Genomic DNA, 18389 nt, shown 5'->3' with positions numbered 1-18389 from the left:
CGGTCCAGATGTTGATCAGCGTAGTGCATCAAGTATGCGGGCGATGACACCTTCGGGCGTCAGACCATAGCGTTCGTTGAGCTCGGTAAGTGGCACGCGGTCGGTGAACTCCTTGGTTGCACCGAAATTCAGCACGCGCGGATTGTCACAGCTGATATCGGTACCGGCCGCAGTTCCACCATTGGCGAGGCCACTCCAGCCGTTATTCGCATACCAGGCTGTGACCTTCTCACCCCATCCGCCTTCCAACTGGCCGTCTTCAAGGGTTACGACAAGCTCATGCTTGGTATCGCGCAGCATGGCAAGCGTGCGTTCGTCCAGCGAACTGCACTGTCTCGGGTCGATAAGCGTCGCATCGATATCGTGCTGTGCGGACAGCGAAGCGACCACTTGTTCAGCCAGCGGATAGGCATTGCCTAGCGCCACGATAGCCACTTCGGCACCGGCGTGGCATATCTTCCAATCCGTGGGAGTGAAAATGCCGTTGGGGTCGATAGTGGATGCAGTGGTGTCAGCGGTGCCGGTGTCAGCGGTGTCAGCGACGTACTGCGGGTACGTGGCTTCGGCACGTTCCGCAGCCAGTATCGGTTCTCCGGGAATGCGAATCACCACGGGGCCATCAGGCTGTCGCAAACTGGTGGCGGGCAGGGCGTTGGACGTTGCGCCGGGCATTTTATCTACGTCGGCATTGTCATCGGCGTTGTTGTCAGGCGAAACCGTTCCATCGGAGCGCTGCGGCATGGTCGCCCAAGCCAAATCAGCCAGAAAATCCTCACGCGAGGTGGGGCAGAGCATGGTGACGCCGGGAATATTGGCGAACATGGTGACGTCATAGGCACCCGAATGGGTGTTGTCCGAACCGGACAGGCCGCCTAGAAAATCAAGAACCGTGACGCGCGAACGGTTCAGGCTCATCTCTTGGAAGAACTGGTCGTAGGCGCGCTGGAAGAACGATGCCGTAGTGCACACCACCGGCGTGCCGCCGGCACGGGCGATACCCGCCGCATAGGCCACGGCATGCTGTTCGGTGATGCCGGTATCCACATAATGCGCGCCGGCGCGCTCGCGGAACTCGTGGGTGATGCCGTTCGAGCCGGGAGTCGCCGGGCATACCACAACCAGACCGGGCTCGTCGGCAAACCGCGACTCAAGTGCCGCCATAGCCAGCTTGCCGTAATACTTGCGCGGATCGTCCGGTTTGCCTAGCGAGACATCAGGATTCTGCCAATGTGAAGCCTCGCACTGACCCTCGTGCGGCTGATGATCGGAAAGATTGCAGTGGTCCGAATGCCAAGGCGTGTCATCTGCCGGATCGTTGGTCATCGAATCAGCAGAATCAGCAGGAGTATCCCCTGGCAGAGCGTGGGTATTGGCCAAAGCCTGAGCCTCATCAAACCCTGCTCCCTTGAGCGTATGCACATGCACCACCACCGGGTGGTCGGTGTTGCGAACTTGCTCAAACGCGGTCACCAGCGCATCCACATCGTTGCCCTGTTCAACATATCGATATTCAAGTCCGAACGCTTCGAACAGATTCGGCTGGGCGGTGCCTCCCGAAGCGCGCAGCCGTGCCAGCGGGCCATACATGCCGCCAAAATCGCCAGCAATCGACATCTCATTGTCGTTAATGACGATAATCATATTGCCACCCTGCTCGGCGGCGTTGTTCAATCCCTCGAACGCCACGCCCGAGCTGAGCGAACCGTCGCCGATTACGGCGATCACATTGTTGATGTTGTTGCTGGCCCCCTCCATATCGCGGGTTTTCGCCAAGCCGCAGGCCAGCGAAATCGACGTGCCGGTGTGACCAAGCACGAACTGGTCATGCTTGCTTTCCTCAGGATTGGTGAAGCCGGTGACCTCGCCGAAACGGTCGGTGTTACGGTAGGCGGCGGCCCTGCCGGTGAGCATTTTATGCACATAGCTTTGATGGGAAACGTCGAATACGATGCGGTCGCGCGGGGAATCGAACACGCGGTGCAGCGCAACGGTCAACTCCACAACACCAAGGTTGGAACCAATATGCCCCCCATGCGCGTGCCCATAGGTGAGCAACGTGGCACGAATCTGACGGCACAACTCATGCAATTCCTCACGGGAGAGCGATTTGACGTCCGCCGGGGATGAGACGCGGCTTAGCAAATCGCAGGTTGTTTCCATGGCGTTGTCGTGTGTTGCATCGACCATTCGCGCATTGCTCCCTTCAACTCGTCCAACCTTGAAAGAGTAGCCCCCGTCAATGGAATCGGGGCGCATGGCGAAATAATGCCCCCAACATCTCCGTAAATCGATTGTGCCGGAGTGTGGCCGAAAGCTGTGGGACAATGGTGGCGGTGAAATAACTCGCGATGAAGGAGTGTTATGAAGGCCGTATATGCAGCATCGATCAATGGCGATGATCCCTTGTCCGCACTGGCGGTGGGCGAGCAAAGTGAACCCCAGCCGCGTGCGGCGTGGTCTACGATTTCGGTGAAGGCCGCCAGCGTCAACCATCATGACGTGTGGAGTCTCAAAGGTGTGGGCCTTGCCGCCGCACAGTGCCCGATGATCCTCGGCACCGATGCGGCCGGCATCCTCGACGAAGACATTCCGGTGCGCAAGGGATTGAAAGCCGGGGATGAAGTCGTGCTTTACACCTTCGTCGGCACCGACGGCAATGGTGTGATGCCGGGGGAGCGTCGCACAATTCTTTCCGAACAATATCCGGGCACTTTGGCCGAAAAAACCTCAGTGCCTTCCGCCAATGTATTCGCCAAGCCCGCGAACCTTACTATGGCGGAGGCGGCGGTGCTCGGCACCAGCTGGCTGACCGCCTATTCGTTGGTGTTCACGGCCGCGAACGTCAAACCCGGCGACACGATTCTTGTGCAGGGCGCCGGCGGTGGCGTCTCCACGGCAGCAATCCAGCTCGCCCACGCGGCGGGACTTGAAGTATTTGTTACCTCCCGTGACGAAGCGAAACGCGCCAAAGCACTCGAACTTGGCGCCGATCTGGCGTTGGAAACCGGTGCACGATTGCCGCGCAAGGTGGATGCGGTAATCGAATCCGTGGGCGCGGCCACATGGAGTCATTCGGTCAAATCGGTACGCCCCGGTGGCACCATCGCCATTTGCGGCGCAACCACCGGCGACCAGCCCGGCGCGGAACTCACCCGTATCTTCTTCCAGGATATTCGCGTGCAGGGCAACACCATGGGCTCGCGCGAGGATTTCGCTCGCCTGCTGCGCTTCGTCGAACATGCCGATCTGCACCCTGCAATCGATACGGTGATGCACGGGCTTGACCAAGCACCGGCCGCATTCGCACGCGTTATCGACGGCAATCTGTTCGGCAAAGTGGTCATCGAACTCTAATCGTCGGTGTTTCTTCGACGCACAGGCGTACAGTGGACGCATATTCTCAATAAGTAGGGAGTAATTGATAATGGCAAATGAATCCAAGCCCCAGGTCGCCGTGGTGATGGGATCGTCCAGCGACTGGGAGACCATGAAGCGCGCTTGCGACATCCTCGATCAGTTCGGTGTCGCTTACCACAAGCAGGTCATTTCCGCGCATCGCACGCCTGAACTCATGGCCGAGTTCGCGCACAACGCCCGTGCTAACGGCCTCAAAGTCATCATCGCCGGTGCCGGCGGTGCCGCTCACCTGCCCGGCATGATCGCCGCCCAGACCACACTGCCCGTCATCGGCGTTCCGGTGCGCTCGCATGCTCTGTCCGGCTGGGATTCGCTGCTGTCCATCGTGCAGATGCCCGGCGGCATTCCCGTGGCCACCACCGCCGTGGGCAATTCGGGTGCCACCAACGCCGGCCTGCTGGCCGTGCAGATGCTGGGCGCATTCGACGCGGATCTCGCTCAGGCGCTTGACGACTATCGCAACTCCCTCAAAGAAAAGGTGGCCGAATCCAATGCCCAGCTTGTCTGAGGAAACCGGCGACCGTAAGACCATGCTGATGCCGGGCGACACCATCGGCATCGTCGGTGGCGGTCAGCTCGGCCGCATGATGGCCCTGTCCGCCCGATACATGGGGTTCAAAGTTGGCGTGCTCGACCCCACCCCGAACTGCCCGACCGCGCAGGTGGCGGATTTTCAGGTCACCGCAGAATATGATGACGTTACCGCCATTCGCGAGCTTGCCGTGCGCTCCGACGTGCTCACCTACGAATTCGAGAATGTGAACGCCGACGCCATCGACGAAGTGCGCGGACTTGCCGCAGCCCCGCAGGGCACCGATCTGCTGCGCGTGACGCAGGATCGCGTTAACGAGAAGCAGTTCATCAACGACCATGGCACGCCCACCGCGCCGTGGAAGGCGGTGAATAATTTCGAAGAGCTTGACGCTGCGCTGGATGACATTCATTATCCGGCGGTGCTCAAAACCCGTTCCGGCGGTTACGACGGCCATGGCCAAACCGTGCTGCGTTCCGATGCCGATCTTGAGAAAATCCGCGCGCGTTCCGACCGCGGTGGCGGCTTCCCGCCGTCCATTCTTGAGGGGTTCGTGGATTTCGCCTTCGAGGCCTCGATTCTGGTGTGCGGCAATGGCAAGGATTATGTGACCTTCCCGATTGTGCGCAACGAGCATCGCAACAACATCCTGCACATGACCATCGCGCCTGCGGAAGTGTCCGAGCATGTGGCCCGTGAGGCGCATGAGCTGGCTATCCGCTTGGCCAAGGGCTTTGAGCTGGCCGGCACGCTGGCCATCGAATTGTTCATCACACCGGATGATCGGGTGATCGTGAACGAGCTTGCCCCGCGCCCGCATAATTCCGGGCATTACACCATCGAGGCGTGCTCTTTCGACCAGTTCGACGCACATATTCGCGGCATCGCCGGCTGGCCGTTGAGCCAGCCCAAGCTGCTAAGCCCTGCCGTGATGGTGAACGTGCTCGGCCAGCACGTTGAGCCGACGCGTGCGCTGATTGGCGAGCACCCCGAATGGAATGTGCATGATTACGGCAAGGCCGAAGTGCGCCATGACCGCAAGATGGGCCACATCACCGTGCTCACCGACGACACCGCCCGCACGGTTGCCGAGCTCGAGGCCACCGGCTGCTGGGACGATCTCAAGGAGGCGTGAGCCGAACCGTGAGCAGCGAGCGTATCGAACGCAACACCAAACAGAAAGACGCCATTCACGCCGCCCTGGCCGCCTGCGACGAATTCATCTCCGCGCAGGAGCTCCACCGCAAGCTGGAGGATGGTGGCGTGAAGGTGGGTCTCGCCACTGTGTATCGCCAGCTCAATGCGTTGGCTGACACGGGGGAGGCGGATACCGTGCGCCTTGACGGTCAGCAGCTGTTCCGCCTGTGCGGGGATGACGGCCATCACCATCATCTGGTGTGCAAGAACTGCGGCAAAACGGTGGAGATCGAATCCCCATCCGAAAGCTGGCTGAAAGGCATCGCCGACAAATACGATTTCACCATCGAAAACCACACCCTTGAGGTGTTCGGCCTATGCGCCGACTGCCGCAACCGATAATTGAGGCGTGAGATCGACGTATTAATCACGGCCGTCCTCCGTATGGTACCGTCACGACGGTTCCATGCAATATCACAGCCCCGGAAATACTCCCATATTTCCGGGGCTGTGATATTTGCCATTGTCACAATGCCGGTATTACCGGGCTATTGCAGGGGTTGTGATAAGGGCTCATAATCACAACCCTGCAGATATGCCGGTATTGCGAGGGTCGTGAATGGTCTAGTTCATCACAACCCCGAAAATACGTCGGTATTCTATGGGCTGTGACAAAGGCCCATAATCACAACCCCGGAATTATGCCGATATTCTGTGGGCTGTGTATGGCCCGATCTGTCACATCCCCGGAAATGCGCCAATATTTCCGGGGTAGTGATTATGGCGTTGTATCACAGGTGACAGATAAGCCCATATTGCACAGGTTGTGATAATGGTATATGCGACACACCATCATCGCCATAATGATAATAGTTCTCATTATGATATAGTGACTGGTGAACGCCGAGAGCAAACTCCCCGGTGTCTAGAGAGGAAAACCATGTCACTCACGTCCATTGCCAAACGTTCGCTTGCGGCCATTGCCGCCGGTGCCGCTCTTATCTCCGTGGCAGCTTGCGGAGCGTCAAATTCAAGCACGTCGAATTCCGCTGACGCACAAAACGCCGATTCCGGCACCATCAACGTCGTCACCTCCATCAACCAGTGGGGTTCCGTGGCCAAGGATCTCGGTGGGGATCTGGTTGATGTCACTGCAATCATGACTTCCACCAATGTGGAGGCGCATGATTACGAGCCGACCAGCCAAGATGTCGCCAAATTCGGCAAGGCCAATGTGGCCGTGGTCAACGGTGCCGATTATGACTCGTGGGCTTCAAAAGCCGCGGAAGGCACCAAGGCCACGCTGGTGGATGCGGCACAAGCCGGAGGCATTGAAGAGGGCGGCAATCCGCATGTATGGTTCTCGTCCAAGGTGCGGGGCGCCACTGCCGACGCCATCACTGCCGCCTATGTGCAGGCTCAGCCCGATAACAAGGCCAAGTTCGAGGAGCTGAATAAGGCTTGGCACACCAAGTCCGATGCGCTGGAAAGTAAGATCAAGGACGCTTCCGCCACGTTGAAGGGGAAGCCGTATGCGGCAACCGAGTCCGTGGCCTGGTATTTGGCCGATGATCTGGGTATGACGGATGCCACGCCCGCAGGCTATGCCAAGGCTTCCGCCAACGAATCCGAGCCAAGCCCAGCTGATTTGAAGGAATACACTGATACGCTCGCCTCCGGCTCCATCAAGCTGCTGGTGGTCAACTCCCAGGAAGCAAGCGCTACTACCGATCAGATTACGAATGCCGCCAAGAAGGTCAGCGTGCCGATTGTTGAGCTGACTGAGCAGATGCCGAAGGAATATGACAATCTGCTCGACTGGATGGGTGCTTTGGTCGATGACTTCGCTGGCGCGCTGCGTTGATAGTTGATAGAGATGTGCTTCGCTAACGAGTGTGTTCCGTTAGCGAAGCACATGCTGAACCTCAGTCCGACGATTGCCGGCGCTCAACACTCTCAACAGGCGTACAGCACCATACCGTTCGCATCGGTGATGCGGGCCGCCGGACGGCCGGTGACATCCAATGTCACGGTGAGGGCTTCGGAACCATTCGCGGCCGTGCTGCGATAGGTGTAGCGCTGATTGGTCAGTTCCACGGCCTCGGTGCGCGCCTCCACGAGCCACGGATGCTGACGCCGCAGTGCGATCAGCGCCTGATGCGCATGGAACATGCCTTCGCCAAGCTGCGATAGTTCGGCGGGGGAGTCGGGGAACTTGGGGCGCACGTCATCGTCTCCGCCAAGACGATCCTCCTTGACGCCCGTATAGCCCTGCTCATCGCCGTAGTAAATACTCGGCACGCCGCCCACGGTCATCAGCGCGATCAGCGCAAGCCTGGCCTTATCCGCGCCGATTTCTGAGGCGATACGCGTCACGTCATGGTTGCCGATGAACGTTTGAGGCACGAATGTGTCCAAAAAAGTGTTGTGTCGCTTGAGATTCCAGTCAAGCTCGAAGAAGTTGTCGGTGGCAAGACTATTGCGAATCGATTTCCACAATTCGTATTGGGTAACCGAGTCCATGCCGCTGGAAGTAGTGATGGCCGGGTAATCGCCGTGAATCACCTCACCGAATATCCAAGCATCAGGATGCTCGGCGCGCACGGCCGGCAGCACACGGGTCCAGAAGCTGGGCGCGGTGGCATAGGCGGCATCCAGACGCCAGCCGGATGCGCCACGGTCAAGCCAATGGTTCATCACACGCGTTACGTAATCGGCGGTGGCCGGCGAATCATGATCCAAATCGACCAGTTGACCATGCCCCTCGAATACGTCAAGCGTGGGGTTGCCGGAATCGTCCAAATACGCGCGCACTAGGCCATGCCACGGATTATTTTGCGGCGTAACCTTGCCTGCAGCCTCGTCAAGAGCCGCCAATACGGCCGGATGCTCACGGCTTACATGGTTGAACACGCCATCAAGCAGCAGTTTGAGTCCGCGGGATCGGCATTCCTCGGATAGCCGGTCGAATGCTTCGTCGCCGCCCAAACGCACATCAATATGCATGTGGTCCAGCGTGTCGTAGCCATGGGTGGAGGATTCGAAGATGGGGCCAAGCAGCAGTCCGGAACATCCAAGCTCCACGGCGTAATCCAACCATCCGATCAGCGCGTCAAGACCACGCCCGTTGAAGGTGCGCGAGCCGGTGGGGCGAATATCCGCCCCCACGAACCCCAGGGGATACACCTGCCAGAAAATGCCGTAACGAACCCAGTCGGGCAGTTGATGCTGCGTAATCATAGGGCTCATTATGACATGCCAGCCGGTGAATCTCGTCGAAGCCCGTTGGGTCTCCCAATGAATTCCAGCGGATTCCAGCGGATTTCGGTGTCTCCCCGCAACGGCGGTCAGGGCTGCCCCCAAGCAAATCAGGGTGTTTCAGGGGAGGTCACGGCACCCATGGCATTAAGGTGAATGGTTAGGAAACAGTGAGAGAACCGTTGGCCCTGTGGTTTTTCCAAGGTTCGACGGCTAAGAATATGCCCTTGGAACAACCGCAAGGGATGCATGAACAGGGAACGATACAGCGTATGAGCGATAGCAGTAGTACACAGCATATGCTTCCGCAGGCAGCGGCCGCCCAAGGTCGTACCAGCCGAAACAACAGAAACGTGGATGACGGCAGCCGGCAATCCTCCCGCCGCTTCCGCTGGTGGCGCAAAGTCAAGCAGGCCGATGCCGCCGAACTCGCCGCACAGCATCCGCACCGCCCGTTTGCAGGTTGGCTGTACGCGATCCTGTTCGTCGTATTCGACATTATTACCGTAATCGTGCTCGAAGTGGGCGTCTCCACCTCATCCAGCCGCGTGGAACTGTCCAACCCGACCGGCGATGTGGGCATCGGCTTCGTCACCAAAATGTGGCGCAACCTCAATTTCGTATTCGTGCTCAACATGCTGCTGGTGGCGTTGCTCTACATTGCACTGATGATGCTGATCAACCGGTTTTGGACAGCCACGGCCATACTGCTGGCGCTGGCCATCGTCATCGCCGCAATCGAACACTTCAAAATCGAGATCCGTTACGAAGCGGTGCTGCCCGCCGATCTCAACTTCCTCGGCTCGAACACCGGTAACATGCTTACCTTTATCCCCGCCGGCGCACATATCGTGATTCTGATTGCGCTCGCCGTCTACGCGGTATTGCTGACGCTGATTCTGGTGCTGCGACATTTTGATGGCCGCAGGGGCAAGCTGATCCGCACCAATAACCTGGGCCTCAACCTTGCCTCGCGTCTGATCATGGTGCTGCTGCCGGTACTGGGCTTCGCGCTGTACTGCTCCCAGGTGAGCACTACCGATTCGTGGGCCAATAAGTTCTCGCAGGCCATGGGCGACAAGCCCTCCATGTGGGATTCCGTGTACGATGCGCAGCGCAACGGCCCGCTGGTCGCCTTCACCAGGCAGCTCAATCCTTCCATTATGACCAAGCCGGAGAACTATTCCGAAGAGACCATGAAGGAAGTCGCCGCGCGATACGAGAGCGAAGCCGAGAAAATCAACGCCAACCGCTCCAATAACCTCACGGATTCCACGGTGATTTATGTGCTGTCCGAATCCTTCTCCGACCCCACGCGTGTGCCGGGGCTCAAAGTCAACAAAGATTCGATGCCCAACATCCGCTCGATTAAGGAGAACACCACCTCCGGTCTGATGCTGTCCTCCGGCTACGGCGGCGGCACTGCCAACCTCGAATACATGGGATTGACGGGCCTGTCGATGGCCAACTTCGATTCCTCGCTGACCAGCCCCTACCAGCAGCTGGTGCCCAGCCAGCATTGGACCCCCACCATCAACCAGATGTGGGGTGCACCAGCCAATTCACTCGGCTACCATCCATACGAATCCAGCATGTATTCCAGGGCCACGAACTACAAGAAGTTCGGCTTCTCGCACTTCTACACGCTTACCGGTCCGGACGTTATTAAGTATCAGGACAAAATCGACTCCAGCCCCTACGTTTCCGACAAGTCCACCTACGATTCCGCGCTTGAGGATATTCGTTCCGGCAAGGCGAATCAGTTCATTCAGCTGATCACCATGCAGAATCACATGCCCTACCACCAGTGGTATGCGAATAACGACTACACCGCCGAATCCACCACCGGCACGCCCCTGGAGGAAGATGAGCAAACATCCATCGAAACCTACCAGAAGGGCGTGGAGATCACCGACCAAGCCACGGCTGAATTCCTTGAAGAGCTCGACAAAATCGACAAACCCATCACCGTGGTGTTCTACGGCGATCACCTGCCCGGCATCTACGAATCCGCCAGCAAGGACGACAACAATTCGCTCGCACTGCACCTGACTGACTATTTCATCTGGTCGAATAAGGCCTCCGGCACGCAGGGCGAAAAGATTGATAATGCCGACTACTCTTCCCCGAACTTCTTCGTGGCACAAACCGCCGAGCATATGAATGCCAAGGTGTCGCCGTATCTTGCCTTCCTGACTGAGATGCACGAGAAGATCTCCGCCATGGAGCCTCCTGTCGTCAACCAGATCCAGGGCTGGGAGCGCATCCCCGAAGGCCAGAACATCTATCTGGATGCCAGCGGCGACCCGATGAACGAGGATGATTTCGACGAGGCCACCAAGCAGCTGCTCGCCGACTACCGACTCATCCAATACGACATCACCGCCGGCGAAGGCTATCTCAAGAACACCTCCTTCATGAATCTGCCTCAGTAACTTCGCCGTAGTAGCAGCGGAGTAAATTGATGTGACAGCAGGTTCTTGGCGATCGGCAGACTGCCAAACGTAGGCTGCCGATCGCAGGCCACCAATGAAGAAAGGTGTCAGACCATGGCCACCAAACTTATCCTCGACCTTGATACCGGTATCGACGATGCGTTGGCCATCGCCTACGCCTTGGGCAGCAGCGAAGTCGAACTCATCGGCATCACCGGCACCTATGGCAATGTGAAAGTCGATGATGGCGTGCGCAATTCGCTGGCCATCACCGATTTGTTCGGACATCCCGAAGTCAAGGTATACCGTGGTCTTCCGCACGCATCCGCCGCCGAATCCTTTGCAGTATCGGATATTTCACGGCTCATCCACGGCAGCAACGGCATCGGCGACGTCGATATTCCCGATTCCTCCCGCGAACCGGAAAGCGAATCAGCCGTAGACTTCATTATTGACGCCGTGAAAACCTACGGCAAGGATTTGGTCTATGTGCCCACCGGCCCGATGACCAACATCGACGCCGCCATCGCCAAAGCCCCAGAAATCATCAATGAAATCGGTGCCATCGTATTGATGGGAGGCGCGCTCACCGTGTGCGGCAACGTAAGTCCTTGGGCCGAAGCCAACATCGATCAGGATCCGGACGCCGCAAACCGTCTGTTCCGCTCCGGTGCCCCGGCCACGATGGTCGGCCTCGACGTCACTTTGAAAACCCTGCTAACCTACCAGCAAACCCAGCGTTGGCGAGATCTGGGAACCAAGGCCGGCAATTTCCTGGCCGATATGACCGACTATTACATCCGCGCATACGAGGTTGCTTCGCCGCATTTGGGCGGATGCGGGCTGCATGATCCGCTGGCCGTGGGCGTGGCCGTCGACCCGACATTGGTGCGCACATTCGACCTCAACATGCAGGTCGATGTGCAAGGTGCGACGCGAGGACGTACTATTGGCGACAACACGCGTCTGAATGATCCCGTCAAGACGATGAAGGTGGCGGTGGACGTCGATGCGCGGCGCTTCCTGAACGAGTTCATGACCCGCATCACCACACTTGCCGAACAAGCTGGCTAAACGCCTGCGCCTTACGTCGGGCGGTTCGGGCGCGTGATTTGGGTTTACATACCCCATGAAACACACCGAATCACAGAAAGGATTGTCATGGACGACACCCTGTCATTGCTCGATGAGATTCATGGCGCCATCAGCGTCATTGGTTCGATGAATGCCGACTATACCGTCACCACCGAGCGGCTGCCTCGCGGCGGCGAAACCGTCAACGGCGGGCCGTTGCAGATCCTGCCGGGCGGCAAATCCGGCAATCAGGCCGCCGCAGCCGCCCGAATCGGAGCGACTGTACGCATGTTCGGCGCGGTTGGCTCGGACGCCAACGCTGATTTTCTGCTGGGCAGCCTGGCCGAATCCGGCGTGGATGTCACGAACGTGCGCCGAGTGCCCGGGCCTTCCGGCACCACGGTGATTATCGTGGACGCAGGCGGCGAAAACGTCATCGTCTATTCGCCCGGCTCCAACGCCGAGGTCACCGTCGACTACGTTGAGTCGATGCGCGAGGCGATCACCTCATCCTCAGTATTGGGCCTGTGCTTGGAAAGTCCGATTGAAACGGTTACCGCCGCGGCACGCATGTGCCATGAAGCCGGCGTCACCGTGCTGCTGAACAATTCGCCATTCACTCCCACCATTCCCGCGCAGCTGATTGAGGCCGCCGATGTGTTGTTGGTCAACGAGCATGAAATGGCCCAGCTGCTTGGCGTGGATGAACCGGACGATGATGATTGGGATCGTTTCGACTGGGCGCAGGCGCTGGAGCGCATGCGTGACTACGGTTTCGAACAGTCGATTATCACGCTTGGAGGCGATGGGTCGGTGGTGCTGGACGCCACTGCCGAAGCTGGCAGCCAGATCACCCGCATCCGCCCGGTATCAGTGGACGCAGTGGATACCACCGGCTGCGGCGATTCCTTCATGGGCACCGTGCTCGCCGGCCTGGCCTCAGGATTCGCACTGAAGGACGCCGCCCAGCTGGCATCCTACGTATCCGCCTACGCCGCAACAGGCCACGGCGCACAAGCCTCCTATGGCACCAGCGCACAAATTCGTGACCTATTCGCCTGACAGCGCGACGGCACGATGCAATCCGGGCGAACCCTTCACGATACACTGAAATGGTTTGGATGAAGGGAACCCCTATGGCAGCCACGGACCGCGAACAGCAAATCCTCGCATGGATTACGCAGAACCCGATGATCAGCCAAAATGAACTGGCTGATCTATGTGGTATCACGCGGTCCGGTGTGGCTGCGCACATCTCCAACCTCGTCAAAAAAGGCTATTTGCGAGGTAAAGGCTATATTGTGGCGCCTCCCAGCTATGTCGCCGTTATCGGTGGCATCAATCTGGACATTTTCGGCGAGGCCGTCAGCGACATTGTCGTCAACAGTTCCAACGTCGGTCGCATCACCTACGCCTTGGGCGGCATCGCACGCAACGTATCATTCGACTTGGGCCGACTGGATGTGCCGAACTATCTTATTTCCGTATACGGCGACGACTACAACGGCGAGCGATTCAAAGCCGATGCGTTTGCCAATGCCATGGATATCACCTATTCCAAGCAGTTGCCGCACGCCAACACCTCCACATACCTGTCAATCACCGGGCCGAACGGCGAATCCGGGGTAGCTCTTGACGACATGTCTATCAGCGACGCCATCACCCCGGCCTTCCTTGCCGAACGTGAGCATGTGATTGACAACGCCCGCGCCATTGTTATCGACACGTCGTTAACCCCTGAGGCCATTGCCTGGGTGTGCAAGCATGATGCGCGCCCGATTTATGCCAGGGTGGTGTCGGTGAACAAGGCGGCACGTTTGGTGCCGAACCTGTCGCATCTGGACACTGTGGTGCTTTCGGCAGCCGAAACCGGTGTGCTGTGCGGCATCGAGACAACGGATGAGACCAGTGCCGACCAATGTGCCGACTGGCTGCTGAAGCGTGGGGTGCGCCGCGTGTTCCTGCTGCTGGACGGCGTGGGCATGCTGCATCGCGATGCGGAACATCGCTGGTATCTGCCATTGCGCCATGCAACACATCGGCATGTTAACGGCGCGGCTTCCGGCGCATTATCCGCGCTGGTGTGGAGTGGCCTGAGGGATATGGATTTCGAGGAAAGCTCATGGTTCGCGGCTTCAGCGGCATTCGCAACCATGGAATGCGTGGAGTCGGCAAACCCCGATTTCAGCGAGGAACTGTTGCGCCAACGCCGCGAACAATGGTTCGGCTAGATGCCTAACGCTTAGGCTAACGCTGCGACTTAGACAGTGGCGCTGGTGCGATAGTGCTGATATTGCCTCCCGGTAGGGAGGCTTTTTGCTTTAAGGACACGCCGTACAGCCCTTGCCATCCTTAGGTTCTAAGCAAATGTTGAAGTAAATAAACATTTGTTATATCATCAACATTAATCACTTGTTGATTCAACTAAACAAATGTCACTGTTGACTGCTTCGGCAAAGGAGACGAACCCCACATGGCGGATGAGCGCTACGTCGTCGTGATCGGCGGCATGAACATGGATATCTGCGGCACACCTCGCGACAAGGTGGTGGACAAGGACTCGAACCCCGGCGTGGTAAGCCTGTCCGTTGGCGGTGTTGGCCAGAATATCGCGCAGAATCTCGCCCATCTTGGCGTGCCCACCTATCTGGTCACCGTGTACGGTGACGATGCCAACGGCAACGCCATGGAGGATTCCTGCGCGCTCCATGGCATCCGTCTCGACCATGCGGCCCGTCTGAACGATGAACGCTCGTCCACCTACCTGTTCGTCACCGACGAAAAAGGCGAGATGACGATGGCCGTCAACGATATGGGCATCTGCAAGCGCATCACCCCCGAATTCCTCGCCGAACGCCTGGACTTCATCAACGATGCTGCCGTATGCCTGCTCGACGCCAACCTCGAACCCGAAACCATGCGCTGGATCGGCGAACACGTCACCGCACCCCTGTTCGGCGACACGGTTTCCACCGTCAAAGCCCACCGCTTCGACGACATTATCGGCACCATGACCGCGCTCAAACCCAACGCCATGGAAGCCGGCACCCTCACCGGCATCGAGATCACCGACCTTGACACCGCCAGGCAGGCGGCGGCAAAACTGCTGGATACAGGGCTCAAATCCGTATTCATCTCCATGGGCGTGCATGGCATCCTCTGCGCCGACCACAACGGCATGGTCGCCGTGCCGGCATACAAAACCGACATTGTCAACGTCAACGGCGCCGGTGATTCAGGCATGGCGGCAATCACCTGGAGCTACTTCGAAAATCCCGATCGCGACTTGGAAGAGGTCGGCCGCATCGCGCAGGCCGCATCCAGCATCGCCCTCGAATGCGTGCGCTCCGTGCCCGATATCACTCCCGAACGTATTCGCACCAAAATGACCGGCGATACGCTTGCCGCCTGACTTACCAATAATTTCATCAATAAGCCATCAATAACCCACTGATAACCCATCAACTGTCCATCATCAATCACACCAAACACAACATTAAGGAGGCAGACCCTATGGTCATCAAGCAGATCTATTCCCTTATCGAATACGATGAGTCCGTTGCCACCATGGACGCCGGCGCCGACAACATTGGCCTGGTGCCGATGCAGAACGGCGGTGTGCCGGCCCATCGCGTGCCGATTGAGCGCGTGCACCGCATCTTCGACGAATGCCGTCGCCGTGGCGTGACCTCAGTGGCCATTATGCTCACCAACGATCCGGACGAAATGATCGAGTTGGCCCGCGAAATCCAGCCCGACATCCTGCATATCGCCGGCGACGGCTATGCCGCCGACGCAGCCTTTGCCGACCGCCTCAAGCAGGTTGCGCCCAACACCAAGCTGATGCAGGCCGTGCTCGTCGATGATGAGTCCGCAGTGGATCGCGCCAAGGAATACGCCAAGTACTGCGACATCATCCTCACCGATTCCGGCTTGGCCCCTGACACCGGTATCGGTGCCTCTGGCCTGACCCACGACTGGTCCATCGACGCGCGCATTGTCGCCGAATGTGGCAAGCCCGTCATCATGGCCGGCGGACTCGGCCCGGATAATGTGGCCGAGGCGATTCTCACCTGCAAGCCCTATGGTGTTGATTCCCTGACCAAAACCTCCATCAAATACGACGGCGGCCATATGGAAAAGGACATCGAGAAGGTGCGTCTGTTCTGCGAACGCGCCGACGCCGCAGCAGCGCAGATCGGTCGGTGAGCGCGTCCGATGGCTGGCTTGAACGTCACAATGCTGCAACCCGTCGGCATCGTCTGCACCGATGACCTCGGCGAAACCCTGCTGCAGATCATGCGCGACAAAGGCTATCGGCGTCCGCTGTTCGTAACCGACTCCTTCGTGATCACGATGCCGTTGGTGCGAGCCGCCATCAGCCGACTGGGCGAGGAAGGCATCGAGGTTGGCGTATTCGACGAGGTGCGTCCCGACCCGATGAGCGGCACGGTTGCGGCCGGAGTGAAGGCGTTTCGCGAACATCGCGCCGACAGCATCATCGCCATCGGTGGCGGCAGCTCGATGGATGTGGCCCGCGGCGTGAACATCGTGCGCGTCAACGGCGGGTCGATCATCGACTACACCGACCCGGCAAAACCGATTGCGCCTTGCCCCGGCATGATCGCCGTGCCCACCACCTCGGGCACCGGCAGCGAGCTGTCGAATGCGCTGGTGGTCACCGACGAGGCGACCAATCGCAAACTGGCCGTGCTGGCCAATCCGGCCGTAAGCGAGTTGGCGGTGCTTTGCGCCGATCTGATGCTCACCCTGCCCGCCAACATGACCATCGCCTGCGGGCTCGACGCCTTCTGCCACGCGGCCGAAGGCTACCTGTCGCGTATGGCATCGCCCGTCGCCGACGCGATTTGCGAGAAAGTCATGTTCCTGTTGACCAACTATCTGCCCGCAGCCGTGGCCAATGGCAAGGATCGCCGCGCCCGCGAACGCGTGATGGTGGCGGCCACGCTGGCCGGTTGGGCACTGAACAATTCCGGCACCATTGTGGGCCATTCCATCGCACATGTGCTGGGCTCGAAGTATCACATCGTGCACGGCGAAGCCGTGGGATACGCCCTGCCTGCGGTAATGGAATTCGTTGCCCCGGCTCGACCGGATAAGGTGCGCGAAATCGGTCAGATTCTCGGTGTGAACTACCCCGAAGGCGTCTCGAATGACGAGGCCGTCTCCATGGCTGTGGCCGCGGTGAAGCATTTCCGCGACCGAGTGCTGGAGCTGCACCCCGTCGAAGAGTATGGCATTGACGCCGACGAGTTCGCCTCGAACGCGCAAGCCGTTGTCGATGAACGGTTCGCCGGCAATACGCCGCGCGAAATCACCGTAAACGATGCCGAAGCGATGCTGCGCGCATTCGGCGCTCGATAAGCCGGCAAGCGGTTCAGGCCTGTGAGATTTCGCCGGCGGGAACGGTTTTCCTTCCCTTCTCCCACCCCGTCGGCGAACCTTTTACCACAGTCGTTACTTATTTCATTTCAATCCAACCCATATCCTCATCCATCCATTGAACAAAGGAGTGACAATGGCCAAATCAATCATCCTGGACTGCGATCCGGGCCACGACGACGCGGTGGCGATTCTGCTGGCACTCGGCAACCCCGACATCGACCTGCTGGGTGTCACCACCGTTGGCGGCAACCAGAGCCTCGAAAAGGTGACCAACAATGCCCGCGCAGTGCTTGAGAAGGCTCACGCGCCGCACGTGCCCGTGCACGCCGGCTGCGATCGCCCGATTGTGCGCGCACAGGAGGTCGCCGCCTCCATCCACGGCGAATCCGGTCTCGATGGCGTCGAACTGCCCGTGCCCACCCGTCCGTTGGACGAAGGCCATGCGGTTAATTGGATTATCGACACCATCATGAGCCATGAGCCCGGCACCATCACCCTTGTGCCCACCGGTCCGCTGACCAATATCGCGATGGCCGTGCGCATGGAGCCGCGCATCGTGAGCCGCGTCAAGGAAATCGTGCTGATGGGCGGCGGCTACCATGTGGGCAACTGGAGCGCCGTGGCCGAATTCAATATCAAAGTCGATCCGGAAGCCGCGCACATCGTATTCAACGAGTCTTGGCCGCTGACCATGGTCGGTCTCGACCTGACCCATCAGGCGCTGTGCACGCCTGCGGTGCAGCGCCGCATCGAAGGTATTGGCACTGATCTGGCGATGTTCGTCTCCGGTCTGATGGACTTCTTCCGCAAAACCTACCAGGACAATCAGGACTTCGACGATCCGCCGGTGCATGATCCGTGCACCGTGGCCTATCTTATCGACCCGTCCGTGGTCACCACCCGCCGCTGCCCGCTTGATGTGGAAATCCACGGCGAGCTGACCCTTGGCATGACCGTGGCCGATTTGCGCGGCCCCGAGCCGCCGGCCGACCAATGCCATACGCAGGTCGCCGTGAACCTCGACTTTGAACGGTTCTGGGATCTTGTGGCCGACGCGATCGAGACCATCGGCTGACAACGATTCGCTGACGTGAGCAATCGTCAACAGAAGAAGAATGACAACAAAGGTG

At 58.9% G+C, this 18389-nt stretch carries 15 protein-coding genes; 13 read left to right on the top strand and 2 right to left on the bottom strand.

The features are described from left to right. Positions 1–15: 15 nt before the first annotated feature. Positions 16–2256 (bottom strand): 1-deoxy-D-xylulose-5-phosphate synthase, encoded by a 2241-nt coding sequence (locus tag G1C95_RS06320; RefSeq protein ID WP_169172113.1) that lies wholly within the window; start codon positions 2254–2256, stop codon positions 16–18. Positions 2257–2361: 105 nt separating this feature from the next. Between G1C95_RS06320 and G1C95_RS06315 the strand changes: the two genes are divergently transcribed. The 5 genes from G1C95_RS06315 to G1C95_RS06295 all read left to right on the top strand — a co-directional run bounded on the left by G1C95_RS06315 (position 2362) and on the right by G1C95_RS06295 (position 6950). After that, complete coding sequence (locus G1C95_RS06315; protein WP_169172112.1) at positions 2362–3354, top strand: zinc-binding dehydrogenase; 993 nt, start codon at positions 2362–2364, stop codon at positions 3352–3354. Between the two features lie 70 nt (positions 3355–3424). Beyond that, positions 3425–3925 carry a 5-(carboxyamino)imidazole ribonucleotide mutase gene (gene purE / locus G1C95_RS06310; protein WP_169172111.1) on the top strand — a complete coding sequence of 167 codons (501 nt, stop codon included), beginning with the start codon at positions 3425–3427 and terminating at the stop codon, positions 3923–3925. Beyond that, positions 3909–5084 (top strand): 5-(carboxyamino)imidazole ribonucleotide synthase, encoded by a 1176-nt coding sequence (gene purK, locus G1C95_RS06305; protein WP_169172110.1) that lies wholly within the window; start codon positions 3909–3911, stop codon positions 5082–5084. The genes purE and purK overlap by 17 nt, the downstream gene beginning before the upstream one ends. Continuing rightward, positions 5081–5488: a Fur family transcriptional regulator gene (locus G1C95_RS06300; protein ID WP_335341409.1), complete on the top strand. Its 408-nt coding sequence runs from the start codon at positions 5081–5083 to the stop codon at positions 5486–5488. Before purK ends, G1C95_RS06300 begins: the two co-directional genes overlap by 4 nt. A gap of 538 nt (positions 5489–6026) precedes the next feature. Continuing rightward, positions 6027–6950, top strand: coding sequence for a metal ABC transporter solute-binding protein, Zn/Mn family (locus G1C95_RS06295; protein WP_169172109.1), 924 nt, complete (start codon positions 6027–6029; stop codon positions 6948–6950). A 92-nt stretch (positions 6951–7042) separates the two neighbouring features. Here G1C95_RS06295 and G1C95_RS06290 read toward each other — a convergent pair whose 3' ends face one another. Then, entirely contained in the window at positions 7043–8326 is a 1284-nt protein-coding gene (locus tag G1C95_RS06290; RefSeq protein WP_240947458.1) for an alpha-amylase family protein, read from the bottom strand. Between the two features lie 290 nt (positions 8327–8616). Here G1C95_RS06290 and G1C95_RS06285 point away from each other — a divergent pair, with 290 nt between their 5' ends. The 8 genes from G1C95_RS06285 (at position 8617) to uriH (ending at position 18334) form a co-directional block, all read left to right on the top strand. After that, positions 8617–10779: an LTA synthase family protein gene (locus G1C95_RS06285; RefSeq protein WP_240947457.1), complete on the top strand. Its 2163-nt coding sequence runs from the start codon at positions 8617–8619 to the stop codon at positions 10777–10779. Between the two features lie 114 nt (positions 10780–10893). Then, positions 10894–11853: a nucleoside hydrolase gene (locus G1C95_RS06280; RefSeq protein WP_169172107.1), complete on the top strand. Its 960-nt coding sequence runs from the start codon at positions 10894–10896 to the stop codon at positions 11851–11853. Positions 11854–11940: 87 nt separating this feature from the next. Continuing rightward, positions 11941–12915, top strand: coding sequence for a ribokinase (locus G1C95_RS06275; RefSeq protein WP_205832736.1), 975 nt, complete (start codon positions 11941–11943; stop codon positions 12913–12915). A 74-nt stretch (positions 12916–12989) separates the two neighbouring features. Beyond that, a complete protein-coding gene (locus tag G1C95_RS06270) occupies positions 12990–14084 on the top strand; it encodes a PfkB family carbohydrate kinase (protein ID WP_169172106.1) in 1095 nt (364 codons plus the stop codon). 242 nt (positions 14085–14326) lie between these two features. Next, complete coding sequence (locus tag G1C95_RS06265; protein ID WP_169172105.1) at positions 14327–15265, top strand: carbohydrate kinase family protein; 939 nt, start codon at positions 14327–14329, stop codon at positions 15263–15265. 101 nt (positions 15266–15366) lie between these two features. Beyond that, a complete protein-coding gene (locus G1C95_RS06260) occupies positions 15367–16062 on the top strand; it encodes a phosphoribosylanthranilate isomerase (protein ID WP_169172104.1) in 696 nt (231 codons plus the stop codon). Between the two features lie 9 nt (positions 16063–16071). Further along, positions 16072–17238: an iron-containing alcohol dehydrogenase gene (locus G1C95_RS06255; protein ID WP_169172103.1), complete on the top strand. Its 1167-nt coding sequence runs from the start codon at positions 16072–16074 to the stop codon at positions 17236–17238. A 154-nt stretch (positions 17239–17392) separates the two neighbouring features. Continuing rightward, complete coding sequence (uriH, locus tag G1C95_RS06250) at positions 17393–18334, top strand: uridine-preferring nucleoside hydrolase UriH (RefSeq protein ID WP_169172102.1); 942 nt, start codon at positions 17393–17395, stop codon at positions 18332–18334. Positions 18335–18389 lie beyond the last annotated feature (55 nt).

The sequence above is a fragment of the Bifidobacterium oedipodis genome (assembly GCF_012932425.1).
In the GTDB taxonomy this organism is placed as follows: Bacteria; Actinomycetota; Actinomycetes; order Actinomycetales; family Bifidobacteriaceae; genus Bifidobacterium; species Bifidobacterium oedipodis.
The sequence above is the reverse complement of the archived record's forward strand: the minus strand, read 5'-3'. Positions and strand labels throughout refer to the sequence as shown.